At 67.7% G+C, this 25,282-nt stretch carries 25 protein-coding genes; 11 read left to right on the top strand and 14 right to left on the bottom strand.

Going from position 1 to position 25,282, the window contains the following annotated elements; translation table 11 throughout:
- Window positions 1-13: 13 nt before the first annotated feature.
- The 3 genes from QGN30_RS05645 to QGN30_RS05635 form a co-directional block, all read right to left on the bottom strand.
- Complete coding sequence (locus QGN30_RS05645; RefSeq protein ID WP_036459753.1) at window positions 14-1,372, bottom strand: amino acid permease; 1,359 nt, start codon at window positions 1,370-1,372, stop codon at window positions 14-16.
- 79 nt (window positions 1,373-1,451) lie between these two features.
- Window positions 1,452-2,804 (bottom strand): MFS transporter, encoded by a 1,353-nt coding sequence (locus QGN30_RS05640; RefSeq protein WP_014385860.1) that lies wholly within the window; start codon window positions 2,802-2,804, stop codon window positions 1,452-1,454.
- A 5-nt stretch (window positions 2,805-2,809) separates the two neighbouring features.
- Complete coding sequence (locus tag QGN30_RS05635; RefSeq protein ID WP_014942971.1) at window positions 2,810-3,955, bottom strand: LLM class flavin-dependent oxidoreductase; 1,146 nt, start codon at window positions 3,953-3,955, stop codon at window positions 2,810-2,812.
- A 346-nt stretch (window positions 3,956-4,301) separates the two neighbouring features.
- Here QGN30_RS05635 and QGN30_RS05630 point away from each other — a divergent pair, with 346 nt between their 5' ends.
- Window positions 4,302-5,165: an alpha/beta hydrolase gene (locus tag QGN30_RS05630; RefSeq protein ID WP_179300164.1), complete on the top strand. Its 864-nt coding sequence runs from the start codon at window positions 4,302-4,304 to the stop codon at window positions 5,163-5,165.
- A gap of 49 nt (window positions 5,166-5,214) precedes the next feature.
- On the top strand, window positions 5,215-7,338 hold the full coding sequence (locus QGN30_RS05625) for an acyltransferase family protein (RefSeq protein WP_042792116.1): 2,124 nt from the start codon (window positions 5,215-5,217) through the stop codon (window positions 7,336-7,338).
- Window positions 7,339-7,529: 191 nt separating this feature from the next.
- Here the strand turns inward: QGN30_RS05625 and QGN30_RS05620 are convergent, their stop codons facing one another.
- Together QGN30_RS05620 and QGN30_RS05615 are read right to left on the bottom strand one after the other, a co-directional pair.
- Window positions 7,530-8,216, bottom strand: coding sequence for an Rv0518 family GDSL lipase (locus tag QGN30_RS05620; RefSeq protein WP_026071180.1), 687 nt, complete (start codon window positions 8,214-8,216; stop codon window positions 7,530-7,532).
- A gap of 90 nt (window positions 8,217-8,306) precedes the next feature.
- Window positions 8,307-9,545 carry an acyltransferase family protein gene (locus tag QGN30_RS05615; RefSeq protein ID WP_014381214.1) on the bottom strand — a complete coding sequence of 413 codons (1,239 nt, stop codon included), beginning with the start codon at window positions 9,543-9,545 and terminating at the stop codon, window positions 8,307-8,309.
- A 356-nt stretch (window positions 9,546-9,901) separates the two neighbouring features.
- Between QGN30_RS05615 and QGN30_RS05610 the strand changes: the two genes are divergently transcribed.
- Window positions 9,902-10,342 (top strand): STAS domain-containing protein, encoded by a 441-nt coding sequence (locus QGN30_RS05610; protein ID WP_009955034.1) that lies wholly within the window; start codon window positions 9,902-9,904, stop codon window positions 10,340-10,342.
- Here the strand turns inward: QGN30_RS05610 and QGN30_RS05605 are convergent.
- The 7 genes from QGN30_RS05605 to QGN30_RS05575 form a co-directional block, all read right to left on the bottom strand.
- Window positions 10,326-10,586 (bottom strand): hypothetical protein, encoded by a 261-nt coding sequence (locus tag QGN30_RS05605; RefSeq protein WP_038537711.1) that lies wholly within the window; start codon window positions 10,584-10,586, stop codon window positions 10,326-10,328. The two genes, QGN30_RS05610 and QGN30_RS05605, sit on opposite strands and share 17 nt — an antisense overlap.
- A complete protein-coding gene (locus tag QGN30_RS05600) occupies window positions 10,583-11,113 on the bottom strand; it encodes a DUF3093 family protein (protein WP_009955035.1) in 531 nt (176 codons plus the stop codon). Before QGN30_RS05600 ends, QGN30_RS05605 begins: the two co-directional genes overlap by 4 nt.
- A gap of 55 nt (window positions 11,114-11,168) precedes the next feature.
- Window positions 11,169-12,158 (bottom strand): porphobilinogen synthase, encoded by a 990-nt coding sequence (hemB, locus tag QGN30_RS05595; protein WP_009955036.1) that lies wholly within the window; start codon window positions 12,156-12,158, stop codon window positions 11,169-11,171.
- 45 nt (window positions 12,159-12,203) lie between these two features.
- Window positions 12,204-13,859 (bottom strand): uroporphyrinogen-III synthase, encoded by a 1,656-nt coding sequence (locus QGN30_RS05590; RefSeq protein ID WP_008261154.1) that lies wholly within the window; start codon window positions 13,857-13,859, stop codon window positions 12,204-12,206.
- A gap of 23 nt (window positions 13,860-13,882) precedes the next feature.
- On the bottom strand, window positions 13,883-14,830 hold the full coding sequence (gene hemC / locus QGN30_RS05585; protein WP_008261156.1) for a hydroxymethylbilane synthase: 948 nt from the start codon (window positions 14,828-14,830) through the stop codon (window positions 13,883-13,885).
- Window positions 14,831-14,843: 13 nt separating this feature from the next.
- Window positions 14,844-16,223 (bottom strand): glutamyl-tRNA reductase, encoded by a 1,380-nt coding sequence (locus tag QGN30_RS05580; RefSeq protein ID WP_008261158.1) that lies wholly within the window; start codon window positions 16,221-16,223, stop codon window positions 14,844-14,846.
- Window positions 16,224-16,338: 115 nt separating this feature from the next.
- Complete coding sequence (locus tag QGN30_RS05575) at window positions 16,339-16,608, bottom strand: glutaredoxin family protein (RefSeq protein ID WP_008261160.1); 270 nt, start codon at window positions 16,606-16,608, stop codon at window positions 16,339-16,341.
- 59 nt (window positions 16,609-16,667) lie between these two features.
- On the opposite strand from QGN30_RS05575, the gene QGN30_RS05570 reads away from it, so the two are divergent.
- The 8 genes from QGN30_RS05570 (at window position 16,668) to QGN30_RS05535 (ending at window position 22,899) form a co-directional block, all read left to right on the top strand.
- Window positions 16,668-16,976, top strand: coding sequence for a WXG100 family type VII secretion target (locus tag QGN30_RS05570; protein WP_014381220.1), 309 nt, complete (start codon window positions 16,668-16,670; stop codon window positions 16,974-16,976).
- On the top strand, window positions 16,969-17,259 hold the full coding sequence (locus QGN30_RS05565; protein ID WP_014383353.1) for a WXG100 family type VII secretion target: 291 nt from the start codon (window positions 16,969-16,971) through the stop codon (window positions 17,257-17,259). The genes QGN30_RS05570 and QGN30_RS05565 overlap by 8 nt, the downstream gene beginning before the upstream one ends.
- 4 nt (window positions 17,260-17,263) lie before the next feature.
- Window positions 17,264-19,756 (top strand): ADP-ribosyltransferase, encoded by a 2,493-nt coding sequence (locus tag QGN30_RS05560; protein WP_082278443.1) that lies wholly within the window; start codon window positions 17,264-17,266, stop codon window positions 19,754-19,756.
- A 44-nt stretch (window positions 19,757-19,800) separates the two neighbouring features.
- Window positions 19,801-20,016, top strand: coding sequence for a hypothetical protein (locus QGN30_RS05555; RefSeq protein ID WP_080552538.1), 216 nt, complete (start codon window positions 19,801-19,803; stop codon window positions 20,014-20,016).
- A 30-nt stretch (window positions 20,017-20,046) separates the two neighbouring features.
- Window positions 20,047-20,184 (top strand): hypothetical protein, encoded by a 138-nt coding sequence (locus QGN30_RS05550; RefSeq protein ID WP_157135798.1) that lies wholly within the window; start codon window positions 20,047-20,049, stop codon window positions 20,182-20,184.
- 310 nt (window positions 20,185-20,494) lie between these two features.
- Window positions 20,495-21,406, top strand: coding sequence for an HAD family hydrolase (locus tag QGN30_RS05545; RefSeq protein ID WP_008261172.1), 912 nt, complete (start codon window positions 20,495-20,497; stop codon window positions 21,404-21,406).
- Between the two features lie 44 nt (window positions 21,407-21,450).
- Entirely contained in the window at window positions 21,451-21,972 is a 522-nt protein-coding gene (locus QGN30_RS05540) for an FAS1-like dehydratase domain-containing protein (protein WP_009955042.1), read from the top strand.
- Window positions 21,973-22,899: a cyclopropane mycolic acid synthase family methyltransferase gene (locus QGN30_RS05535; RefSeq protein WP_008261174.1), complete on the top strand. Its 927-nt coding sequence runs from the start codon at window positions 21,973-21,975 to the stop codon at window positions 22,897-22,899.
- A gap of 79 nt (window positions 22,900-22,978) precedes the next feature.
- Here the strand turns inward: QGN30_RS05535 and QGN30_RS05530 are convergent, their stop codons facing one another.
- Window positions 22,979-24,067: a lysophospholipid acyltransferase family protein gene (locus tag QGN30_RS05530; protein WP_172417540.1), complete on the bottom strand. Its 1,089-nt coding sequence runs from the start codon at window positions 24,065-24,067 to the stop codon at window positions 22,979-22,981.
- On the bottom strand, window positions 24,049-25,176 hold the full coding sequence (locus QGN30_RS05525) for an SDR family oxidoreductase (protein WP_014385867.1): 1,128 nt from the start codon (window positions 25,174-25,176) through the stop codon (window positions 24,049-24,051). The genes QGN30_RS05530 and QGN30_RS05525 overlap by 19 nt, the downstream gene beginning before the upstream one ends.
- Window positions 25,177-25,282 lie beyond the last annotated feature (106 nt).

Here is a 25,282-nt window from a genome sequence, read left to right as displayed (position 1 = left end):
CGCCGGTGTGTGCTCAGTCGCCGGAAGCCACGCCGACGCGTCCGCGCCGCCGGGCAACGACGTAGAGCCCGATCACCACCGCCCAGGACAGCAGGCCGAGCCACAGCTGACTGCGCGCCCGCTGATCGAACGCCATCTGCACCAGCACCGCGGTGATCCCGGCCAGGGTGAGGATGGACAGCACCGGGAAGAACCACATCTTCACCGTCAGCTTGTCCGCGGGCGTGCGGCGGCGCAGGACGATCTGCGACAGCGCGATCAGCCAGTAGACGAACAGGATGACCGCGCCAGATGAGTTGAGCAGGAACAGGAATACCGTGTGGGGCGCGACCCGCGCCATGATGACGCACCCGAATCCGACGGCCGACGAACACAGGATCGCGAGATAGGGGACGCCGCGGCCGCTCAGCTGGACCAACCGCATCGGCGCCTCGCCCCGATCGGCGAGGACGAACAGCATGCGCGACGCCGTGTACAGCCCGGAGTTCAAACACGACAGCACCGCGGTGAGCACGACCGCGTTCATCACCTGATCCGCTCCGGGCAACCCCATGTGCTTGAGCGCGGCCACGTACGGCGAGCCGCCGAGTTGTCCCGAGTCCCACGGCAGGATCGCGACGAGCAGGAAGACCGAACCGACGAAGAAGATGCCGATGCGCACCACGACCGATCTGGTCGCCCTTTGGACCGCGAGCTCGGGGTCGCGGCTTTCGGCCGCGGCGACGGTGACGATCTCGGCGCCCACCATCGAGAAGATCACCACCACGATCGCGGCGAACACCGCGCCCACACCGTGGGGAAAGAACCCGCCGTGTGCGTGCAGGTTGGCCAGGCCCCCGGGATGCCCCGGCACCAGGCCCAGGACGTACACCGCGCCGACGGCGAGGAAGATCGCGATGGCCGCGACTTTGATTCCGGCGAACCAGAATTCGAACTCCCCGAACGACGTCACGGAGAAGAGGTTGGTCGCGGTCATCAACACCATCAAACCCAGCGACAGCGCCCAAAGCGGCGCGTGCAACCAGTAGGTGAGGACTTTACCGCCGGCGACCGCCTCGAAGCCCACCACGATCACCCAGAAGTACCAATACAGCCAGGCGACCGAAAACCCCGCCCAGCGGCCCAGGGCGCGGGCCGCGTAGTCGGCGAACGAACCCGTCGACGGGTTCGCGGCCGCCATCTCGCCCAGCATCCGCATGACCAGGACGACGAGCAGGCCGCACAGGGCGTAGGTGAGGAATGCGGCCGGCCCGGTGTCCTTGATCACCACGCCGGATCCGACGAACAGGCCGGCACCGATCACGCCGCCAAGGGCGATCATGCTGAGTTGGCGCTGCGACAGCCCTTGGCGCAGTTGCGAAGTGCCAGCCATGACCTGCCACCCCCTGCGCGCATCCGGTGTTGGTCATCAACCACAGCACATCAAGCGCCGCGACACCAGGTCCGCGCCCCTAGAGATACAAGTCGCGCTCGCGGATCAGCGCCGTGGCGACCACGCTAATGACCGCTGTCGCAACCAAATACCCGCAGGCCAGCCAGGGCGCACCGCCGAGGGCGGCGATCAGCGCGGTCAGGATCATCGGGGTGACCCCGGAGGCGTAGATTCCCGAGACCTGGTAGACGAACGACAGCCCGGTGTAGCGGGTGCTCGTGGGATACAGCGCGGAGTACAGCGTGCCCTGCGCCCCGTAGAACAGCGCGTGCACGACGCCGAAGACGATGATCATCGCCAGGCCGAACCACAGCAGCTTCTTGGTGCCGAACAGGGCGAAGGCGGGGAAGGCCGTCAGGCCGTAGCAGGCGATGCCCACCAGGTACACCCGTCGCGCACCGAAGCGCTCGGTCAATCGTCCCGAAATCGGCAGCAGCACAGCCATCAACAACGCGGCGATGGTCACGGCCACCAGGACCGACACCCGGTTCAGCCCCAACGCTCCCGTCGCGTAACTGATCGCGAACACGCCCCAGGTGTTGAAGGCCGAGCCTTCCGCCCAGCGCGACAGCAACCCGAGCAGCGTGTTGCGCCGCGAGCGGGGCTCGCGAACGATGTCCCGCAGCGGCACGGTGGACGCGGCCTGCAGGTCTTGCAGCTCCCGGAACGCGGGAGTCTCGTCGACCCGCAACCGCACCACGATGCCGATCACCACCAACAGCAGGCTCAGCAGGAACCCGATGCGCCAGCCGTACGCGAGGAATCGGTTCGGCCCCAACACAATCTGCAAGAACGCGAATATGCCCGTACCCATGGCCAGTCCGAGCGCCAGCCCGACTTGTGGGACGGCACCATAGCGGCCGCGCCGGTCGTCGGGGCTGTGTTCGACGGCCAACAGCACCGCGCCGCCCCACTCGCCGCCGAGCGCGAAACCCTGCAGCACGCGCAACACCAGCAGCAGTACCGGTGCCCACGCCCCGATCTGCGTAGCGGTCGGCAACAGCCCGATCAATGCCGTCGCGCCGCCCATGATGAGCATCGTCAAGGCCAGGCTGCGCTTGCGACCGATCCGGTCACCGATGTGACCGAACACCACGCCCCCGATGGGCCGCATGACGAACCCGACGGCGAAGGTGGCGAATGCCAATAGTGTCCCCACCAAGGAACTTTCATTCGGAAAGAACACCTTGTTGAAGACCAGTCCGGCCGCGGTGGCGTACAGGAAGAAGTCGTACCACTCGACCGTGGTCCCCAACAGGCTCGCCGCGACGACGATGCGCAACCGCCGACGCCGCTGGTCGGATCGCTCGGCGACCGGATACGCATCGGCCAGCCCGGCGGCGGGTGCCGATGCGGGCAACGTGGCGGCCATGGCCCTTAGTGCGCCGACGCGACCGCGAAGGGCGTCGCCGCGGCCGGATGCGACTGGCGGTTGGGGTGACGCCACAGGCCCATCCGCTCCAGAATCGGCAGCACGCCCTCGCCGAACCAGTAGGCCTCCTCCAGATGCGGATATCCCGACAAGATGAACTGGGTGATCCCCAAATTGGCGTATTCGGCCAGCCGTTCGGCGACCTCGGCGTGCGACCCGACCAGTGCGGTGCCCGCTCCCCCACGCACCAGGCCCACACCGGCCCACAGGTTCGGCGCGATCAGCAACTTGCTGCTGTCGCCGCCGTGCAGCTCCCGCATCCGGCGCTGGCCCTCGGATTCGCTGCGTGCCAGGCTGTCCTGAACCCGTGCGATGTCGGCGGGGTCGATGGCGGCCAGCAACCGGTCGGCCTCCGCCCATGCCTGCGCGGACGTGTCACGGCTGATCACGTGAATCCGCAAGCCGTACCGCAGGATTCGTCCGGCGTCAACGGCCAGCCCACGGACCCAGTCCAACTTCTTGGCGACCGCGGTCAGCGGCTCGCCCCAGGTGAGATACACGTCGGAGTGCTTGGCCGCCACCGGCCCCGCGGCCGCCGACGACCCGCCGAAGAACACCGCCGGTATCGGATCGGGCGGGTTGTTCAGTTGCGCGCCTTCGACCCGGATGTGCTCGCCGGAGAAGGTCACCGGCTCCCTCGAGGTCCACAGCTGCCGCACCACGTGCAAGAACTCGGCGGTGCGGGCGTAGCGCGCCTGCTTGTCCAGGAAGTCCCCGTAGGCGCGCTGCTCGTGCGGTTCGCCACCGGTGACGACGTTGAGCAGCAGGCGTCCGGCCGAGTGCCGCTGGAAGGTCCCGGCCATCTGGGCCGCCAGGGTGGGACTGAGCAGCCCGGGCCGAAAAGCCACCAGAAATTTCAGGGTCGCGGTCGATTCGACCAGCATCGCCGTCGTCAACCACGCGTCCTCACACCACAATCCGGTGGGGGTGAGAACCGCCTCGAACCCGTTGTCTTCGGCGGCCGTACAGATCTGGTGCAGGTACCGCAGCGTGGCGGGCCGGTCGCCGGACATCGGCGTGCCGTGCCCGCCCGCGACCAGATTCCGCGAATCGCCGTAGGTCGGCAGAAACCAATGAAACGCGAGACTCACGTCACAATCCTCTTTCGCCCCTGTGCACAGAAAGCTCCATCCTTCGCAATCCGCAGCCGTCGGGCGAGGGTTGAAACCTTCGAGATTGCATTCCCGGCGCGGGGGTCTGCCGCTGCGCCAGAAGGCAATACGATCGCAATGTTTCCGGTGGTGGCAAGACTCGTCGCCACCGCTACGATGTGAGCCGACGCCGCAACCCGTCACGGAGGCCCCCTCCCGCCGGGCCGTCCGTGTCGCCCGTAAAGATCACCGCATCGTGACCGAAAGGTCACGCCAGATCACACAATGCTTCCAATACGGCGTGGCTCGGCGGGTAATCCCCGCTACGGGCGGCATCATTGCGATCATGCCTGACCTCACACGCCGGGCGGTGCTCCGGATGGGCGCCGGTGCCAGCCTCGGAGCCGCCGGCGTGTACGCGTTCAGCTCGCTGCTGGCCGCGGAGACGTCGCAGGCCGCGACGCTGCCGCAAGCTCCCGCCCCGTTCGAGCCACCGACGGCGGGCAGCGCCCTGCCGAACAGGCTGACCGGGTCGTTCGTGTCGGCGGCCCGTGGGGGCATCAAGACCAACTACGTGATCGCCATGCCGCCCGGCCAGAGCAAGATGCTGCGTCCGGTGATCGCGCTGCACGGTGTGGACGGCGACGCCAACCAGATGATCGACATGGGCGTGCCCGACGGGCTGGCCCGGCTGGCCAAGGAGGGCAAGCCGCCGTTCGCGGTCGTCGGCGTCGACGGGGGCAACACCTACTGGCACAAAAGGACTTCCGGCGAGGACTCGGGCGCGATGGTGCTCGACGAGCTGCTGCCCATGCTGTCCACGATGGGTTTCGACACGTCCCGGGTCGGCTTCATGGGGTGGTCGATGGGCGGATACGGGGCGCTTCGTTTGGGCGCCAAGTTGGGCCCGTCCCGGACCGCCGGAATCTGCGCCATCAGCCCGGCCCTGTACACGTCGTACGCGACGAGCGCCCCGGGCGCGTTCGACAGCAACGAGGACTTCGTGCAGAACAGCGTGATGGGTGTGCCGGCGCTGAATTCCATTCCGCTGCGCGTGGATTGCGGCAACTTCGACCGCTTCTATTTCGCCACAAAGCAATTCGTCTACCAGTTGAAGACGCCGCCCGCGGGCAGCTTCTCGCTCGGCGGTCACGACGTCGCCTACTGGCGCAGCCAACTACCCGGCGAACTGGCCTGGATGGCGACCTGAGCCAACGATGACACTTCGGGAGGAATCAGTCGCCGGCAGCCCACACCGCGTGGAGCGGCGGACTTCCCGAAGGGGATTCCGGCCCGACATCGAGGGGCTGCGCGCCGTCGCGGTGATCGCCGTCGTGCTCTACCACGCCGGCATCCCCGGGGTCAGCGGCGGCTACATCGGGGTGGACGTCTTCTTCGTCATCTCCGGCTTCCTCATCACCGGGCTGCTCTTCCGGGAGGCGGCCGCCACGAATACCGTTGCGCTGGGCCGCTTTTACGGCGCGCGAGCCCGGCGGCTGCTGCCGGCCGCGGCCATCGTCGGCACCGTCACGGCCATCGCCGCCGCCGCGGTGCTGCCGCCGCTACAGGCCCGCAGCGTGTTCCTCGACGGCATCGCCAGCGCCCTGTACGTCGGTAACTATCGGTTCGCCCTGCGCGGCACCGACTACCTGACCACCGACGCGCCGTCGCCGTTCCAGCACTACTGGTCGCTGGGCGTCGAGGAGCAGTTCTACCTCGTGTGGCCGGTGCTGATCATCGCCACCGCGTGGTTGGTCCAGCGCGTCCCGCTCCTGCGCGGCACCGCTAAGCGGGCGGCGCCGTACGCGGCGGTCCTCGCGGTGGTCGCCGTCGCGTCGTTGACGGCCGGCGCGCTGTGGACCCGGACGTCGCCGTCGTGGGCGTTCTTCTCGCTGCCGACCCGGGCCTGGGAACTGGCGGCCGGCGGCCTGGTGGCCCTGTCGCTCCAGCAGTGGCGGCGCCTGTCGCTGCTGACCGCGTCGATCGCCGGGTGGGGCGGCCTGGTGTTGATCCTGCTGACCTGCACCCAGCTGGGCGCCCACACCCCCTACCCCGGCGTCGAGGCGCTGCTGCCCGTGCTGGGCACCGCGCTGATCGTCGGCGGCGGAGCCGTCACCGGCGGGCTCGGGCCCGGCCGGCTGCTGTGCCGCCCGGCGATGCGCGCCATCGGCCGCATCTCCTACTCCTGGTACCTGTGGCACTGGCCGGTGCTGCTGTTGATGCCGGCGCTGCTCGGCGAGCCCGCCGGGCTGCCGGCCCGCCTGAGCGCGACGGCCGTGTCCGCCGGGCTGGCCGTCATCACCCTGCATCTGGTGGAAAACCCGGGCCGCTTCGCCGCGGCCCTGCGCCGCTCGGCGAAGGTCAGCCTGGCCGTGGCGGGCGGGGCCAGCGCCGCCACGGCGTGTGCATGCATGCTGCTGCTGAACGTGATCCCCGCGCCGGTGGGCCACGGCGTCGCGGCGCCCCGGGCCAACATCGTCGCGGCGCCCCCGGCCGGCGTCGCCGCCGTCAGCCCGCAGGAATCGGCGGTCCGTCAGGCCTTCGACCAGGCGCGCGTCGTGCTCGCAAGCGCGGCCGGTCTGCGCACCGTCCCGTCGAACCTCGACCCCCCGCTGGACAAGGCGCCGGCCGACAAGGCCGCCGTGTTCGTCAACGGCTGCGTGCGGTCCTGGCGCGACGTCGGCCAAAGCGAATGCGCGACGGGCGATACCGCGTCGCCGACGACCGTGGCGCTGATCGGCGACTCGCATGCCGCCATGTGGAACCCGGCGTTCGCGCAGCTCGCCGAGCAGCGGCACTGGCGGCTGGAGACGCTGGCCAAGGTGACCTGCCCGCTGCAGGACCTACACATCGTGAGCCCGTATCTGGGCCGCGAGTACACCGAATGCGAGCAGTGGCGCGCCGACATCATGGGCCGGATGAACGCCGAACACCCGCGCCTGGTCGTGCTGGACATGAGCCGGCGCTACGGCGGGGACTTCGGCTTCACCTCCTACGATCCGGCGTGGATCGACACCCTGGGACGCACCGTGGCGCAATTGCGCGCTACCGGCGCCACCGTCCTGGTGCTGGGACCCGCCGCCGACCCGCATTCGTCCGCGCCGACCTGCCTGTCCGCCCACCTCGACGACGCAACCGCTTGTGCGCCAACGCGTTCCGCGGCCGTCAACGACGATGGGATCGCCGCCGAGCGCGCCGCGACCGTCGGCAACGGCGGGCATTACGCGGAGCTGACCGACCTGTTCTGCGCCCCCGACCGCTGCCCGCTGATCGTCGGCAACACCCTGGTGTTCCGCGACGACAACCATGTGACGACGCAGTACGCGCGGCTGCTGGCACCGGTGATGGGTGTGCTGGTGGACCGCGCCGTGGCGGACGGGTGAACGGCGATGAACTTCTCGCGGCGGACGAACGTCAGATCAGTGAAGGGTTTTTTGGAGGGTTAGCTCATGTCTCCACTGCTGCTGGTCTGCATCGCGGTCGCCGCACCCTTCGCCGGAGTCGGCCTGCTACACCTGCAAGATCGCCTGGAGCGGTGGGACTACGAGCGCCACGCGGAGGACTAGGCGGCCCGTCACGTCGAGAGCTGAGTACGGATCAGCGGCGCGATCTTGTCGGCCATGTACTGGTGCCCCGCGTCGTTCGGGTGCACGCCGTCGGGGCCGATCAGGTCGGGCCTGCCGACGAACCAGTGTTCGGCGATCGGGTCGATGAACGTCGCCCCGGCGGCCCCCGCCGCGCCGCCCAGGACGTCGCGAATCAGGAACATCGATGGCGGAACGTCGGCGGTCGGCCACGGCGGGCCGATCACCAGCAAGCGCGCGGCCGGCGCAAACCGGCGCGCCAGATCCAAAGCGGCGTGGGTCTTTTCGGTCAGCAGCAGGGGATCGATACCCTGGTCGTTGCGGGAGCCGAAGAACACCACCAGCGCGTCATCGGGGTGGACGGCCCTGGCGGTCAGGTCCTCGAAGGTGCTGCCGTGGTCACCGGGCGCGGCGTAACCGGCGCGGCCCTCGGCCGCCACATCGGCCGAAACCCGCGAGCCCCGCGCACCGAGCGCCTGCCACGCGCGCGACGGCCATGACCGCGCGCCGAGGCCGCCCTCATCGGTACCGGTGGTGTACGAATCCCCGATGACCGCCAGGTGATTGAGCCGGAAGTCCAGCGTCAGCGTCGCGTAAGTGCGCACCTGCGGTGGGTATGCGATGCCCACGCCCCCCAGAAAACTCAACCCAATGAGAAAGGTGGCCAGACGACTCACTCATACCTCCACTGTCAACGGCATGGTCGGGTGCCGCCGTGTTCTCATCGAATATTGCCCGTGACTCGCGGCCGGGCGCAAAAGCAGCCATCACACCGCGCGGACCGAAATCGCTTCCAGCGGACGGTCGATCGGATGCGGCTTGCCGTTCGTGGACTCGCCGGGATCACTCCTCGCGTTCACGGCCCGGACGTCGACCATCTTGCGCATCCAGCGGCGGGCGGGCTCTTCGACGGCGTGATACAACGCGATCGAAAGGACCACGGCAATCGCGAGCAGGCCGATGACGTTCCATTTCCACGGATTGTCCTGCGTTGCGAGCTCGAATTGTTCCACGGCCCAACCCCAGGACGTGTGCACCAGCTCGTGAACCATGTACAGGCAGAACGAGATCTGACCGCCGTACACCATCACCCGCGTCGACAACATCCTGGGCAGGCTCCCCAGGCCGACGGCCAGCGAGATCACCAGCGGAACGAACAACACGTCGACGACGCCGCCGCTGTCGTTTTCCACCACCCCGGATATCGGGTGTGCGCCAAACCAATACAGGACGCCCACCATCGCGGCCAACAGAAGCAGCGAGATGTACCCCGCGACGCGGCGGCCGCGGTCGGTCAGCCGCAGTCTGCGCACGGCGGCACAGGCCAGCGCCCCGGCGGTGAACTGTGTGACGATCCGCGGCAGCCAGCTCCACGGCGTGTAGAAGTGGCCGCTGGCCAGCAGCATCACCACCGGCGGCAACGACGCCGCGAACGCCAGCACCATGAGGCTGCGCGCCCGCGTCGCCTGCTTCATCCGCAACAACACCAACACCAGTAGGGCGAAAAGCACGTACGCCAGCCATTCGGCGCTGATCGACCAGGCCGGCCCGTCCCAGCTCGAGTCGTCGAAGAACGGCACAAACCACAACTGCACCAACAGGATCTGCCGCACGTAGCTGACCGCGGTGAGTGAGGCGGCGTCCGGCGACGGCACGTGGCCCACGTGCAGGGTGAAGATCACCCACAGGGCGGCGAGGTGCAATGTCACCAGGTACACCGGCCATACCCGGGCCAGCCGCAGCCACAGGAAGTGCAGGGTGGCGCGGGTCGACCAGGACCGGCCCATCCGGTCGAGGTAGTTGTACGTCAGCACGAAGCCGCTGAGGATGAAGAAGAGGTCGACGCCCTGGGCGCCACAGTTGAGGACGGGGGCCAGCGCGTCGCGGAAATCGGGCGACGCATCCCCGAGCATCGGCCGGAAGTGAAACAGCACCACCCAGAGCGCGGCGACGATACGGAGTCCCGTCAGGGCCTTGATTTCGCCCCGGATCTCTCCGCCCCGCACGCTGCTCTTCCCGTCTGGATCCTGCCGTTCCGTTCTCCTGCTATCGGCTGAGCGGGCGATCTCGCCATTTCGCAAGCCCCCCGACTAGCAACCGGCAGCCATGGCAGCCTAGCAGCGCAATCGCCGACATGCGGGGACGGTTGTGGTGTGGCACATGGCCTTCAGGGCCGCCCGGAATGCGCGACGCCGATTACGGAGGTTTGCTCGTCGCGAAATCGCATTTTGCTTCTTAGCAAAGCGTTAGGCGCGGCTACCGGTGTCCTTAGGCTTGCGGCCTAGCGTTTAAGGCAGCTTTGGTGAGCGGGGAGGCGCGCCCCAAGGCCACGCGCGAGCGACACGGAGAGTGAGGGGTCCTCATGACGATCGCAGGCACCGGGAGTCGCCACGACAACTGCGTCTTTGAGTGCGATGGCGCTCAGGTGCGGGCGCACTACCGCCACTTGGCGACAGTGGTGCATATCCGCGGTGAAATCGACGACACCAATGTCGACCGCGTCAGTCGCCACATTCGGCGTTTCACGCTCGGGGAAAACCCTGTGGTGCTCGATGTCGCCGATGTCAGTCAATTTGCTGAGGCCGGTATTTCGCTCTTGTATGCGTTCGATGCCGATTGTCGGGCCGCCGGTGTTGATTGGACGCTGGTGGCCAGCTCGGCGGTCATCGCGGTGCTCGAGGACACCGGTCATGACGCCAATTTCCCGCTGATGCGCTCGGTTCAGGAGGCACTGCGCGACCGGGCCGACGCCATCAGGGTCCGCCGCACGATGGCGTTGCCGCTGGTCAGGAAGACGTCGTAGCGCCGGAGCGGGCACGCCGCAGCCTGGCCGCGCCGACGACCACCAGCACGCCGGCGCTCGTCAACAGCACGAGTGTCAGAAGCAACAGCTGCGGGTCATAGACCACCGACGTCGTAAAGGGCTGCCCCTCCGCGATGGGCGCGACGGCCACCGTGTGATGCGAGCGCGTCCAGCTGATTCCCGAGCCCGCCAGGGCGGCAACCGCCACGGCGAGCTCGACCAGCGCCCGGTAGCTGGCGATCATTGCGCGGGCCCTGCCTGATCGCCGGCGGGGTCGTCCGGATCGCCGTCGATGACGTCGGTCCCGGTGGGCTCCACCCGCTCTTGGACCAGCGGGGTCAGGGCCGCCCGCAGCTGGCGATGACGACGCGCCCACGCCTGGGCGGTGCGGCCGTTGGTGAGCTTGAGGCCGATGCCGATCCGTCCGCGCGGCACCCCGACCAACTCGCCGAGCGCCCGCGCCGACTGCCAGCGCGCCAGCTCCTTGCCGGAGGCTTCGTGGTTCTCGGGCTCGGGATAAACCCTGACGATTTCGCGGACCAAGATGGTCTCGGTGCCTTGGCGCAGGGCGTCTTCGGTCAGCTCGACCGAGACGTGGATCCGCGCCGCCTTCACCTGCAACCCCACGAACGCCGACACCAGGACGAAGAAGATCGCGGGGACCACGAGCGACACCTTGGCACCGCTCCAGATTTCGATCAGGACCATGGCCGCCGCCGAGGCCGGGCCGGACGCCACCCACCACCAGGTGGCGCCGGGTTCGTAGAACAACGGCTTCGGTTGGGTATCGCTTCTGGTCGTCTCTGATGTCAACGCAAGCCCCGTCTCACGAAAGCCACCCTGCCGCGTCCGCGGCCCAATAGGTGAGAACGATATCGGCTCCGGCCCGCCGGATGCTCGTCAATGATTCCAGGGCCGCCGCGCGCTCGTCGATCCAATTGTTCGCGGCCGCAGCGCGAATCATCGCGTACTCCCCCGACACCTGATAGGCGGCCACCGGCACCGGCGAAATCGAGGCCGCCGCCGACACCACGTCCAGATAACCCAATGCCGGCTTCACCATCACAATGTCGGCGCCCTCGTCCAGATCGAGCTGGATCTCGCGGAGCGCCTCGCGGGAATTGCCCGCCTCCTGCTGATAGGTGCGCCGGTCGCCGGAGAGGCTGGAACTGACCGCTTCCCGGAACGGACCGTAGAACGCCGATGCGAACTTGGCGGCGTAGGCGAGGATCGCCACGTCGGTATGGCCGGCCGCGTCCAGCCCGTCGCGAATCGCGCCCACCTGACCGTCCATCATCCCGCTCGGACCTACCACGTGCGCGCCCGATTCCGCTTGCGCCACAGCGAGTTTCACATATCGGGCTACGGTCGCGTCGTTGTCGACCCGACCGCGGTCGTCGAGGACGCCGCAGTGGCCGTGGTCGGTGAACTCGTCCAGGCAGGTGTCGGCCATCAGCACGGTGGCCTCGCCGAGGTCCTTGGCCAGGTCGCGCAGGGCGACGTTGAGGATGCCGTCGGGATCGGTGCCGGCCGACCCCACCGCGTCCTTGTCCTCATCACGCGGCACACCGAACAGCATCAGCCCGCCCACCCCGGCGGCGACGGCGCTGGCGGCGGCGCCGCGCAACGAATCGCGGGTGTGTTGGACCACCCCCGGCATCGAGGCGATCGGCCGGGGCTCGTCGATGCCGTCGGCGACGAACATCGGCAGCACCAAATGCCTTGGCTCCAGCGACGTTTGCGCGACCAAACGGCGCAACGCCGGGGTTGAGCGGAGCCGACGCGGACGCTGCCGCGGGTAGGCGCTACCGCTCATCGTGGCGACCCGCTGCGCCCGGCTCCGCCGCGCTGGCGATCGCCACTAGCGCCTGCGGCTCTTTTTGCGCGGCGGTGGCAGCGCGCCCTCGGCGCGCAACCGCGCGGCGTGTTCGGCCAAAGCGTCGACCAGCGGACCAACCGCGGCGGTCTCGGGCTGGACATCGACCCGCAGACCGAACTCGGCGGCGGTCTCGGCGGTCTTGGGGCCGATGCAGGCGATGATCGTCCGCGCGTGCGGCTTGCCGGCGATACCGACCAGGTTGCGCACCGTCGAGCTGGACGTGAAGCACACCGCGTCGAACCCGCCGGTCTTGATCATCTCCCGCGTCTCCGCCGGCGGCGGCGCGGCCCGCACCGTCCGGTAGGCGGTGACATCCTCGATCTCCCAACCACGTTCGCGCAGGCCCTCGGCCAGCGTCTCGGTGGCGATGTCGGCCCGCGGCAGCAAGACCCGGTTGACCGGATCGAAAACGCTGTCGTAGGGCGGGAAGTCGTCGAGCAGACCCAGCGAGGACTGCTCACCGGCCGGCACCAGCTCGGGGCTGATCCCGAACGCCCGGACCCGGTCGGCGGTCGACTCGCCCACGCAGGCGATCTTCACCCCGGAGAACGCGCGCGCGTCCAGCCCGAACTCGCCGAACTTCTCCCACACCGCGCGCACCGCGTTGGTGGAGGTGAACACCACCCACTGGAAGCGGCCGTCGACCAATCCCTTGACGGCCCGTTCCATCTGCGCGGGGCTGCGTGGCGGCTCGACGGCGATGGTCGGCACCTCGATCGGCAGCGCGCCGTAGGACGTCAGCCGCTCGCTCATCTCGCCGGCCTGGTCCTTGGTGCGGGGCACCAGCACGGTCCAGCCGTACAGGGCGCGGCTCTCCCACCAGTTCAGCTTCGCCCGGCTCGACACCGTCTTGCCGATGGTCACCACCAGCGGACCCGTCAGGGGGCCCGCCGGGTCGGTGCCGCCCAGCACGGCCGAGTCGGTCAGGCCGTGCAGCGTCGTCTCGATGGAACGCTGCTGGCAGGTGGTGCCCTGCGCGGTCACCACGCACGGCGTGTTCTCGGCGAGCTCGTGTTCGATCAGGGTGCGCGCCGCGTCGGCCAGATGCGACGACGTGGCCTGCAGGATCAGCGGTCCCGGCGCCGCGGCCAGCGCCTCCCAGTCCACGTCGCCGCGCACGTCGGCCACCGTGTGCGAGGAGCCCAGCGGCAGCCCCGCGTACGTCGGGACGGCGTTGGTGGGCGCCAGCCCCGGCACGATCTCGATGTGCAGGTGGCTCCGCGCGATGGCGTTGACCTCGGTGATGACGGCGTCGACCGTCAGCGGGTCACCGGCCACCAGGCGGACCACGTCGACGCCCGTCCGCGCCTCGTGGGTCAGGGTCTTGGCCACCTCGGCGGGGTCACCCAGCGCCGGGCGGATGTCCGGGCCACCGGAGATCACCGCGGGCTGCGTCTGGCCCTGGTCGGCGCCGTCGCCGCTGGAGGCGGCCGGGTCGGCCGGGGCCGGGCCGGAAACCGGCGGCAGGTCTTTGCCGATCAGCGCCAGCACCGGCTCGGGCACGTCAGGGTCGGTGAACACCAGAGCGGCGTTCGTCAGCACCGTCGCGGCCCGGGTCGTCAACAGTCCCGGGTCACCGGGGCCGGAGCCCACGTACGTGATGCGGCCGGGTGTCGGCTTACGCCCTCGCGTCGTCATTGTCGCTCCCACGTAACTCGCACTTAATTTCCTCGCGTCGGGTCTTGCCGCGCTCCGCGCATCAGCTCCCGGGCGCCAAGTTCGAACAGCTCCGCGGCAACCGAAAGCCCAAGCTCTCGTGCTCGACCGGGAGTGCCGATGCCCGACGCGCGGATCACGTCGGACCCGTCCAGCGCCGCCACGCAGCCACGCAGCGACAGCTCTTCAAAGATCCGGCCTTCCTCATCGATGGACTCGACCACTTCAGCGATCGCGCCCACCGGTGCGGAGCAGCCGGCCTCCAGTTCGGCCAACAGAGTTCGCTCCGCGGTGACCGACGCGCGCGTGTCCGCGTCGTCCAGCTCCGCCAGCACCGCCGCCAACCGGGTGTCACCGGCACGGCATTCGACGGCGAGCGCGCCCTGAGCCGGTGCTGGCAACATCTGCACCGGCTCTAGCGTCTCGGTGACGTCATCGAGGCGACCGAGTCGGGCCAGGCCGGCCCGGGCCACCACGATCGCGTCAAGATCACCACTGCTTACCCTGTTCAACCTGGTATCTAGGTTGCCTCGTAGGGGGCGGATTTCCAAACCGAGACCCAATGCTCTAAGCTGCGCGGCCCGCCGCGGCGAGGAGGTACCCACCAGCGAACCCGGTGGCAACTCCCCCAGCACCAGTCCGTCCCGGGCTACCACCGCGTCACGCGGGTCGTTGCGCACGGGTATGGCGGCCACAGCAAACCTCGGGTCGTCGGCCGTCGGCAGGTCCTTGTGGGAGTGCACCGCGGCGTCCACGCGGCCCTCTTCCATGGCCTCGCGCAGCGCGGTGGTGAAGACACCCACCCCCAAGGATTCGATGGGTCCCGACGACCGGTCCCCGGCCGTGGTGATGGTCACCAGCTCTGCCGGGTGACCCAGCGCGATGAGGGCGTCTCTGACGACGCCGGCCTGGGTGGTGGCCAGCAGGCTGCCCCGCGTGCCTATCCGGATCACGTTCGCCAATCGGCTACTCGGCAGGTTGCTGCGGGGTGCCCGCGTCGAAACCGTTTGCTATGACTGGCAATTCGCCCGCGGCCACGGCGTCGACGGCGGTCTGGTCGAGTTCGAAAAGCTCGCGCAACGCCTCGGCGTAGCTGTCGCCGCCGGGGGCGCTGGCGAGCTGCTTGATGCGCACAGTAGGGGCGTGCAGCAGCTTGTCCACTACACGCCGCACGGTGCGGGCGACCTCTTCGCGCTGCGCGCTGGCGAGCCCGGGGAGCCGGTTGTCCAGGCGCAGCAGCTCGGCTTCGACCACATCGGCGGCGCGCTGGCGCAGCGCCGTCACCGTCGGGGTGACCTCGGCCATCCGCTGGCCGGCCAGGTAGGCGGCAACTTCGGTGGCCACGATGGTGCGGGCCGCGTCGACGTCGGCGGCCGCGGCGTGGGCCGAGGGCTCGTGCTGCACGCGGTCCACGTCGACGACCCACACGCCGGGCAGGCCGGCCACCGCCGGGTCCACGTCGCGCGGCATGCCCAGGTCGCAGATCACCAAGGGGTCGGTGGTCTCATCGACGATCGAGCGGTTCGCGGCCGCGAGCGCGTGGTGCACGTCGGCCAGCGAGACCACCGGGCTCACCGCCCCGGTGCAGCTCACCACCACGTCGGCACCCGCCAGGACGTCGGTCAGCTGCTCCAATGGCAGCGCGTCGGCCCGCACACCGGTTTCGCGGATCTTGCGGACCAGGCGCTGCGCCCGGGACAGCGACCGGTTGAGCACGTGAACCTGGGCGATGCCGGCGCGAGACAGATGCGCCGCGGCCAGGGCGCCCATCGCCCCGGCGCCGACCAGCACGGCGGTCCGGCCCGACAGCCCGCCCAGCCGGCGTTCGGCCATGTTCAGGGCAACCGACACCACGGAGGCGCCGGCGGCGTCGATGGCGGTCTCGGAATGCACCCGCTTGCCGACCGAGAGCGCGCGTTGGGCCAGCTCGTGCAGGACGCGGCCGACGGTGCGATTGGTCTCGGCGGTGGCGTACGCGCGGCGCACCTGACCGAGCACCTGCTGCTCTCCGATCACCGCCGAATCCAGGCCGCTGGCTACCGCGAACAGATGCTCGACGGCGGCCTCGCTGTACCGGACGTAGGCGTATTTGGTGAGGTCGGTCATCGACATCCCGGAATGCTCCGAGAGCACCTGTCCGATCACCGCGAGCCCGCCGTGGAACGCGTCCACCACCGCGTAGACCTCGACCCGGTTGCATGTCGACAGCACCATCGCCTCGGTCACCAGCGGCGACTGCAGCACCCGGTCGACGATCTTGCCTTGATCGGACTCGTCGATGCTGAGTTGTTCCAGGACGGAGACCGGCGCACTGCGGTGCGAAACCCCGAAGAGCAAGACGCTCACGGCAGCATCACCTGGCCAGCTCCCTTGCATCCTCCAGTAACTGAACTGCTGTCCACGGTAAACGTTTATCAGCTGGGCTACCAAATAATTGCCCCACGGCCACCCGGCCGCCTCGTCAGCGGGCGAGATCCGCGCGCAGCCGGGGCTCGTCGAGCTCCCAGTAGCTGTGTTCGCGCCCGTCGAGCAGGACCACCGGCAGCCGGTCGCCGAACTCGGCGCGCAGCGCGGGGTTGCCGTCCGCGGCCGCGGCGTCGACGTCGGTCGTCGACAAATCGAAGCCCAGCTCACCGGCCAAAACGACCAGCCGGGCGTGGATGCGCTCGCAGATGGTGCACCCGTCGCGGGTCAACAACTCCACATGCGGGCGGCCGGTCGCTCGGGTCATGGGAATCAGTGTGTCATCAGCGACTTGTGGGGGCGTCTACCAGGAGTTATGTTCCGGCTATGGCCGACAACACGGTGCGGGTCGATCCGGTGGTGATGCAGGGCGCCGCCGTCTCGCTGAGCGGTGCGGCCGAGCATCTTTCGGCTCAGCTGTCCCAGCTCGACGATCAGGTGGGTCAGATGCTGGGTGGTTGGCAGGGGGCGGCCGGGGGTGCCTATGCCTCGGCATGGGAGCTGTGGCACAAGGGCGCCCGGGAGGTCGAGCTCGGGTTGTCGATCCTGGCGCATCTGGTCGGCGAGGCCGGCGGCGCGTATCACAGCAACGAGGCAGCGTCCGCCCAGGCCGAGCGGGCAGTGCGCGATGCCTGAGGCGTTTCGGGTTGATCCGCAGGCGTTGGCCGACGCGGTGCAGCGGATGGCGGCGTTTCAGCGCTACGCCGAAGACATGATTGCCGAAATCGATTCTCGCGTAACGCGTTTGCATGGGACGTGGACGGGTGAGGCCGCGGCGGCCCACGCCGAGGCGCATCAGCACTGGGTGCGCGGCGAGGCGATGATGCGCGAGGCGCTGGGGCAACTGGAGAAGGTGGCCACGACAGCGCACGGCAACTACACCGGCGCGATGTCGACGAATCTCGGTATGTGGTCGTGAATACATGGCGCCGCTGGCGTGTGACCCGACTGCCCTAGATCGCGCCGGCGCCACGGTACTGTCCACCGGCGAGTCGCTGGGATCGGTGATCTCGGCCCTGACCACTGCGCTCGCGGGCAGCGCGGGCATGGCCGGTGACGATCCCGTCGGTGCGGCGCTGGGCCGCACGTACAATGGCGCAGCGGCCAAGGTCATCGAGGCGATGACCAGTACCCGCAACGGACTCTGCAGCATCGGCGACGGCGTGCGGATGTCGGCACACAACTATGCGCACGCCGAGGCGATGTCGGATGTGACGGGCCGCGCCGAAGGCTTGCCGACGCCGCCAGTGACCGCGCCATTGGCCGCGCCGTCGCATCCGCCGTCGGCGGTGGGCGCCGGCAGCGCTGCCCCGGCGGGCTGGAGCTGGGTTGCGCCGTATATCGGAATGATCTGGCCCACTGGCGATTCGGCGAAGTTGCGTGCCGCCGCGGCGGCGTGGACGACGGCGGGCGTCAACTTCATGACGACCGAGATCGCGGCCGGCGGCGGGAGCATGGCCGCCATTGCCGCGCAGCAGATTCCCGAGGCCGCGGCCATCAACAAAGCGTTGGCCGATGCGTCGGGAGCCACGGCCAGCGTTGCGCAGCAATGCCAAACGATTGCCGCGCAACTCAACAGTTACGCGGCCCAGATCGACAAGGTCCACGCGGCGATCCTCGATTTGTTGTCCCGCATCTGCGACCCGATGACCGGGATCAAAGAAGTGTGGGACCTCCTGACCGACGAAGACGAAGACGAGATCAAAAGGATCGCCGACGACATCAAAACGGTGGTCGACAGCTTTTCCCGGGAAGCCGAAACGCTGGGCGGCCAGATCGAGGCCACCATGTCGGCGGCGGCCACCGCGGCAGAAGATATGGCCCACTGGGCGGGTAAGGAGTGGGACCACTTTTTACACGGAACGCCAGTCGGCAGGGCACTGAATCAGGTGGGCCAGACCGTCAAAGGTTTCGGCGTCGAAGGCTACGGCTTTCTTGAGCAGCTCGCGAAGTTCAGCCCGAATCGGCTCCAGACCGATCCGATCGGCTACGCCAAAGACGTGTACGGCATGGTCTCCGGGGCCGCGCCGCTCGTCGGCTTGGGCCCTGACGGAGGGCCCGGCGTCGCCGACTCGTGGAAGTCGCTCGGTAAGGACGTCACCCACTGGGACGAGTGGGGGTCCAACCCGGCCGAAGCGCTCGGCAAGACCCTTTTTGATGGATTGACCTTGGCCTTGCCTGGCGGACCACTCTCCAAGGTGGGCAAAGCGGGAAGCCGGGCGGCCGATGTGCTGAAGGGTTTGAAGAAGCCGCCTGAGATTCCTCAGCCTCCGTCGATCAAGCCGCCGGAGGTCAAGGCGCCGGAGGTCAAGCCGCCGGAGCCGGGTCGTCCCGCGCCGGCTCCTTCGGGCAAACCGGCACCGGGCCCCGCCGACGGTCCCCTGCCGCACAGCCCCACCGAATCCAAGCCGCCGGTTGGCGGGACACCGCACAGCGGCGAGCCGAAACCAATTGCGGTCCCACCAGAATCGGGCGGCAAGCCACCGGTATCGGCCCCCGCAGAAGGCACACCACCACCCCACCCGCCGCCGCACGAGCCTGCGCCTACGCGGGTCCCACCTGCGGAGCCGGCAGCGGTCACGCCCGCCGCTTCGGCGCCCGCTGCTTCGATGCCGGCGGCCTCGGCTCCTTCGATGCCATCGATGCCGGAGCTGCCGTCTTTACCGGAGCCGCCGTCCCTCCCCTCTCTTCCCATGGACAACCTCCCCGCCGAAACGCCCCCCGCTGCCGTACCTCACGGCGGGGAGCCGGGCGCTCCCCCAACGGGACCGCCACATCCCCCTGATGGCACACCGCCTCTTGACGGCGCACCTCCCGGAGCGGGGGATAGTGCTCCACACGGCCCAGGAGACGGCGGTCCGCATGGGCCGGTCGACGGCGACACGAACGACCCGAGCGGGCACGGACCACACGACCCGGGTCCGGACGACGGCAGTGATCACCATTTACCACTGCACCCGCTTAACTCGGACGATCTGGCCGCGCTCGCCCACTACACTGGGCCTGGATACAAAGACCTAAATTCTGCTCTTAGGGAAGGCGCATTGGAAGCATCTCAACAGGCCCGTGTTGACGCGCTGAACAAAGCGTTGGAGAAACTCCCGACGTATGAAGGCACCGTAGTCCGAGGAACAAACCTGCCCGCCGATGTGCTCGAACAGTACCGACCTGGAGAAATAATTACTGAGTCGGCGTTTACTAGCACCTCGATGGATCATGCCGTGGCTCAGTCACCCACTTTCGCTGGAAACACCGAGTTCAGGATCTTGTCAACTACGGGACGAGATGTGTCTTCGGTGTCAATGTTCCCCGGTGAACAAGAGATATTGTTTCCAGCCGGGTCGAAATTTTATGTCGTGAACAAGACAATAGATCCACATACAGGTAGGACAATCATCGAGATGATCGAACGCTGACTAGCTGCTCATCTCGTACCTTGTAATCATGATGGGAGTTACCAATGAGCAAAAAGATCGCCGGTAAGACTTTTTCCACACCAGAAGAAGCTGGTGTCAGCGCGCCAACAGAAGAAGAATTAGCGCGCGCAAGGAAGAGTTTCGACGAATTTCAGGCCAAAGTCGACGCTGTTGCGCCAGAAGACCGCAAAACAGACGTTTCGCCGAAATTTTGGGATGATATATCCGGTACTGAGTACGATCCCGACAAGAAAACGTAACTTCGTTTTCTCTGCGGGCACCGTAGAAGGGTGACGACGATTTTCGTTATCGCGGACCTGCACTTCCTTAATGGTGGTATTACCGGAACTCTCGGCCTTTCGGACACGAATCCCAATTATCCCATTGCCATCTCCACCGATACGGTCGCGGCAGCGAGCGGAGAATAGTTGACTGTCGCAGGCCCAGCGACCAACTAACACATCGCAAACGCCCACGGACAAGTCTTGTCGCGCCCCGACCAACCCGGCCTGCCCAGCCGCGAGTGTGACGCTGCAGTCACACTCGGCGTCGAACGTGACGCCAGCGTCACACTCGGCGGCCCGGGGCATCAGCTCGGCAGCCCGGCAGCCCGGCAACCCGACAGCCGGGCAGCCGACGACCCCAGCCATACCCGCCCCCACGCCAACTGCCCGATAGGGTTGGATATCGGGCACCCGCCGGGTCACCAGGCACCACAGCGATCTAGGAGGTTGGGCGATGACTTCCTCTGACCCGGTCAACGCAGACCACACCGGTTACGTTGACTTGGAGTCGCTGGGCGCGGACGCCAGCGCGGCCCGCGCGATCGAGGGCATGCAGGAGGAAGCCGCCGCCGCCCCGGACCGTCCGCAACCCCCGGTCGACCTCACCGCCGCCGCCTTCTTCGACGTCGACAACACCTTGGTGCAGGGCTCCTCGGCGGTGCATTTCGGTCGTGGGCTGGCCACGCGCAACTACTTCACCTATCGCGATGTGATCGGATTCATCTACGCCCAGGCCAAGTTTCAGGTCCTCGGCAAGGAAAACAGCAACGACGTCGCCGCGGGCCGGCGCAAGGCGCTCGCCTTCATCGAAGGCCGGTCGGTCGAGCAGCTGGTGGCCCTGGGCGAAGAGATCTACGACGAGATCATCGCCGACAAGATCTGGCCCGGCACTCGCGAGCTGACCCAAATGCATCTGGATGCCGGCCAGCAGGTGTGGCTGATCACCGCCACGCCCTACGAGCTCGCCGCGACCATTGCGCGACGGCTCGGCCTGACCGGCGCGCTGGGCACCGTCGCGGAATCGGTCGACGGCGTCTTCACCGGCAGGCTGGTCGGCGATATCCTGCACGGCACCGGCAAGGCGCACGCGGTGCGGTCGCTGGCCATCCGCGAGGGGCTCAACCTGAAACGCTGCACCGCCTACTCCGATAGCTACAACGACGTGCCCATGCTGTCGCTGGTGGGGACCGCGGTCGCCATCAATCCCGACGCCCGCCTGCGCGCGCTGGCACGGGAGCGCGGATGGGAGATTCGCGACTTCCGCACCGCCCGCAAAGCGGCCCGGATCGGGGTGCCGTCGGCGTTGGCGCTGGGCGCGGCCGGCGGTGCGCTGGCCGCGGTGGCCTCTCGACGGCAATCACGCTGATAGGCTGCGCCGCGCAGACATATTCGAGCGGAGAGCACAGCGGCATGACAGTCCCCAAAGAAGCCGAAGGACTCATCGGCAGCCATTACCGCGCACCGGACTACTTCGAGGTCGGGCGCGAAAAGATCCGTGAGTTCGCCCTGGCGATCAAAGACGACCACCCGGCGCATTTCGACGAGAATGAATCCCGGAGGGCCGGGTATACCGACATGGTGGCGCCGTTGACGTTCCTCGCGATCGCCGGGCGCCGCGTTCAGTTGGAGATCTTCACCAAGTTCAGCATCCCCATCAACATCGCCAGGGTCATTCACCGCGACCAGAAGTTCAAGTTCCACCGCCCGATCCTGGCTCACGATAGGCTTTTCTTCGACACCTACCTAGACTCGGTGATCGAGTCCCACGGCACCGTGCTGGCGGAAATCCGCAGCGAAGTGACCGATGCCGATGGAAAGCCGATCGTCACCAGCGTTGTCACAATGCTGGGGGAAGCCGCAAGCCAAGCCGAGACCGAGGCAACCGCCGCGGCGGTCGCATCAATATCCGCAGGAAAGTTAGGGGCGTTGTAAATGTCACTACAGGGGGAAACCGGAACGCAGCTGCACCCGCCGGTCGAGGCGGTGCGATCGCACTACGACAAGTCGAACGAGTTCTTCAAGCTGTGGCTTGACCCGTCGATGACCTACAGCTGCGGTTACTTCGACGAAAACCCGGACCCACAGAATCTGACCAAGACGCTGGAAGAGGCGCAGTACGCCAAGCGCAAGCTCGCGCTGGACAAGCTGAACCTCGAGCCCGGCATGACGCTGCTCGACATCGGCAGCGGCTGGGGCTCGACGATGCGGCACGCGGTGGCGGAGTACGACGTCAACGTAATCGGGTTGACGCTGAGCGAGAACCAGTACGCCCACTGCGTGGCCGAGTTCGACAAGATGGACAGCCCCCGCCGTAAAGAGGTGCGGATCCAGGGCTGGGAGGAATTCCCCGGCGACGTGCCGATCGACCGGATCGTGTCGCTGGGCGCGTTCGAGCACTTCGCCGACGGCGCCGGTGACGCCGGGTACGAGCGCTACGCCACCTTCTTCAAGAAGTACTACGACCTGCTGCCCGACGACGGCCGCATGCTGCTGCACTCGATCGTGGTCCCCACCCGCGAAGAGGGCAACGCGATGGGCCTGAAGGTCAACATGACCCTGCTGCGGTTCATCAGCTTCATCCTGAAGGAGATCTACCCCGGCGGAAAGCTGCCCCAGGTCGACCTGGTTGACAAGTACGCGACGGACGCGGGTTTCAAGATCGAGCGACACCACTTCATCGGCAAGAACTACGTGCCGACCCTGACCGCCTGGGGCGATGCGCTCGAAGCGCACAAGGAAGAGGCGATCGCCCTCAAGGGGCAGGAGACCTACGACATCTACCTGAAGTACCTGAGGGGCTGCTCGGATCTGTTCCGCGACGGCTACACCAACGTCTGCCAGTTCACCATGGTGAAGTAGTCGACTACTTCAAAGGTCAACGCCGCCACGGGTTTCCGTGGTGGCGTTTCCTTTTGGGCGCGCCGCCGTTCAGCCGAAGTCAGCCGAAGAAGATGTTGCGACGGCCGGCCAGCAACCGGTAGAGCGTCTGCTGGATCGTCTCGCGCACCTGATCGGTCAGCTCAAAAGTGACCATCGGGTCGTCGGCGTCGGAGGCCGCGTAGTCGTCGGTGTAGATCGGCTCACCGAAGGCGATGTGCCATTTCGACGGCAGCGGCACCAGGCCCATGGGCCCGGCCAACGGGAACAGCGGAGTGATCGGGAAGTACGGCAGCCCGAACAGCCGTGCCAGCAACTTGACGTCGGTCAGCATCGGGTAGATCTCTTCGGAACCGATGATCGAGCAGGGGATGATCGGCGCCTTGGTCCGCAGCGCGGCGGTGACGAATCCGCCGCGGCCGAACCGCTGCAGCCGGTAGCGGTCCTCGAAGCGCTTCCCCAGCCCCTTGTAGCCCTCGGGGAACACGGCGGTGAGCTCGCCGGCGGCGAGCAGCCGGTGCGCGTCCGTCGTGCAGGCCATGGTGTGGCCGGCCTTGCGGGCCGCTTCGCCCACCACGGGCAGGTCGAACACCATGTCGGCGGCGAGCAGTCGCAGCTCGCGGTGCGCGGGGTGCTCGTCGTGCACGGCCACCGACAGCATCAGCCCGTCGAACGGCAGCACCCCGGCGTGATTGGCGACCACCAGCGCGGCGCCGTCAGCGGGCAGGTTCTCGATCCCGCTCACCTCGACCCGGAACCACGACCGGAAGAACACCCGCAACAACGGCCGGACGATCGCGCTGTTGAAGTGCGGATCGAAACCGAACTCGTCGACGCTGTAGTCACCCGTCAGCCGCTGGCGGAGGAATGCGGCCACCGACGCGACGCGCTGCGCCAGCTCATTCAGCGGCGCCTCGCCGGGCGATGCCCCCGTGGCACGGCGGTGCTCGTCGATTTCGCGAACCACCGCGGCGATCTGCTCCGCCGAGGCGCGGCCGCGCGGATCGGTCAGTAACGAGGGGTGCTGGCGGGCCGACTCTGCCCTCTGGTCGGCTCTCCGACGCGCTGCGACACGGCCCCGATTCGTATGCAGTGGAATGACATTCGCTCTGGTTTCACCCGCCACGATACCTACCTGACCCCACCCCACGGAATTGGATTTCGGCTACCCCAGCGCTGGGCTAGAGATATGGCGCGACTCTCCAAGGAGCGTACCCGATATGGGTCGATTATGGGAGTCAGGCCTCGGCCGCGAACATAGTCGTCAAAGGCCTCCGCCGTCGTCCATTTCGGCTGGTAGTTGAGTTCCGAGCGCATCCGGCTCGTGTCCATGACGCGGCCGTAACTCAAATAATCGAACTGATCGCGACTGATCTCGTTGTAGCGATTGGCGCGGCGCAACGAGTCCAGGGCCCAGACGCCGAAACCCGGTACGGGCAAAGGGATTCGGCCCGCCCGACGGATCGCCTGCGACAGCATGATGATCCCGTCGGCGCCGATGTTGAAGGTTCCCGCCTTGCCGGCCATGGCCGCGCGCTCCAGCGCGCCGAGGGCGTCCTGCTCGTGCAACAACTGCAGCCGGGCGTCGCGGCCGAACATCGTCGGCACCAAAGGCCCGGCGAGATAACGCGACAGCGTGGTGTCCATCGCCGGGCCGATCATGTTGGCCAGCCGCAAGATCGTCACGGCGATGTCGGGCCGGCGCCGCCCCAATCCGCGCGCATAGGCCTCGATGTCGAGGCTGTCCTTGGCGAAACCGTCGCGGAACAGACGACGGCTGGTGCTGTCCTCGGTGAACATCACCGGATCGTGGGCGCTCGAGCCGTACACCTCCGACGTCGACTTGAGCACCACGCGGCGCACCGAGGGCGCCTTTTGACAGGCCGCGAACAGCTGCATCGCGCCCATCACGTTGATTTCTTTCAACGCCGCGGTGCCGCCGGACCGCGGAGCGTACGACGCGGCCGCCGCGTGCACCACCGTGTCGACGTCGCCGTTGCGAATCACCTTGGCAATGAAGGGGTTACGGATGTCGGCGCGGACGAACTCGGCGCGCCCCATCCGGCGCAGCATGTCCTTGCTGGGGGCGATCGCGTCCACCGCGATGACCCCTTTGATCATCGGGTTCTGCGCGAGCCGAGCCGTCAGGTAGCCGCCCAGAAACCGGCAGGCACCGGTGACCAGCACGATTTTGGGGTAATGCGCCGCGTTGCCGGCGGTGTCGTCCGGCCCGGTGTTCTCCCCATTCGACCCATCCACCCGGTCAGCCTAGCGGTCGGCGGGACGGCGGCACTATGGCGCGAAGCGACCAGTTAGGGCCTTTTTACGGTGACCTTATGGCGGCCTTAGGAAGGCCGCCGCGGGA

The organism is Mycobacterium sp. 3-98 (assembly GCF_035918355.1).
GTDB lineage: Bacteria > Actinomycetota > Actinomycetes > Mycobacteriales > Mycobacteriaceae > Mycobacterium > Mycobacterium intracellulare.
This window is presented reverse-complemented; position numbering and strand designations above follow the sequence as displayed.

Coding starts and splice junctions, on each gene's coding strand:
- QGN30_RS05645 (WP_036459753.1), bottom strand. CDS start 1,372: ATGGCTGGCACTTCGCAACTGCGCCAAGGGCTGTCGCAGCGCCAACTC.
- QGN30_RS05640 (WP_014385860.1), bottom strand. CDS start 2,804: ATGGCCGCCACGTTGCCCGCATCGGCACCCGCCGCCGGGCTGGCCGAT.
- QGN30_RS05630 (WP_179300164.1), top strand. CDS start 4,302: ATGCCTGACCTCACACGCCGGGCGGTGCTCCGGATGGGCGCCGGTGCC.
- QGN30_RS05610 (WP_009955034.1), top strand. CDS start 9,902: ATGACGATCGCAGGCACCGGGAGTCGCCACGACAACTGCGTCTTTGAG.
- QGN30_RS05605 (WP_038537711.1), bottom strand. CDS start 10,586: ATGATCGCCAGCTACCGGGCGCTGGTCGAGCTCGCCGTGGCGGTTGCC.
- hemB (WP_009955036.1), bottom strand. CDS start 12,158: ATGAGCGGTAGCGCCTACCCGCGGCAGCGTCCGCGTCGGCTCCGCTCA.
- QGN30_RS05590 (WP_008261154.1), bottom strand. CDS start 13,859: ATGACGACGCGAGGGCGTAAGCCGACACCCGGCCGCATCACGTACGTG.
- QGN30_RS05575 (WP_008261160.1), bottom strand. CDS start 16,608: ATGACCCGAGCGACCGGCCGCCCGCATGTGGAGTTGTTGACCCGCGAC.
- QGN30_RS05570 (WP_014381220.1), top strand. CDS start 16,668: ATGGCCGACAACACGGTGCGGGTCGATCCGGTGGTGATGCAGGGCGCC.
- QGN30_RS05565 (WP_014383353.1), top strand. CDS start 16,969: ATGCCTGAGGCGTTTCGGGTTGATCCGCAGGCGTTGGCCGACGCGGTG.
- QGN30_RS05560 (WP_082278443.1), top strand. CDS start 17,264: ATGGCGCCGCTGGCGTGTGACCCGACTGCCCTAGATCGCGCCGGCGCC.
- QGN30_RS05555 (WP_080552538.1), top strand. CDS start 19,801: ATGAGCAAAAAGATCGCCGGTAAGACTTTTTCCACACCAGAAGAAGCT.
- QGN30_RS05545 (WP_008261172.1), top strand. CDS start 20,495: ATGACTTCCTCTGACCCGGTCAACGCAGACCACACCGGTTACGTTGAC.
- QGN30_RS05540 (WP_009955042.1), top strand. CDS start 21,451: ATGACAGTCCCCAAAGAAGCCGAAGGACTCATCGGCAGCCATTACCGC.
- QGN30_RS05535 (WP_008261174.1), top strand. CDS start 21,973: ATGTCACTACAGGGGGAAACCGGAACGCAGCTGCACCCGCCGGTCGAG.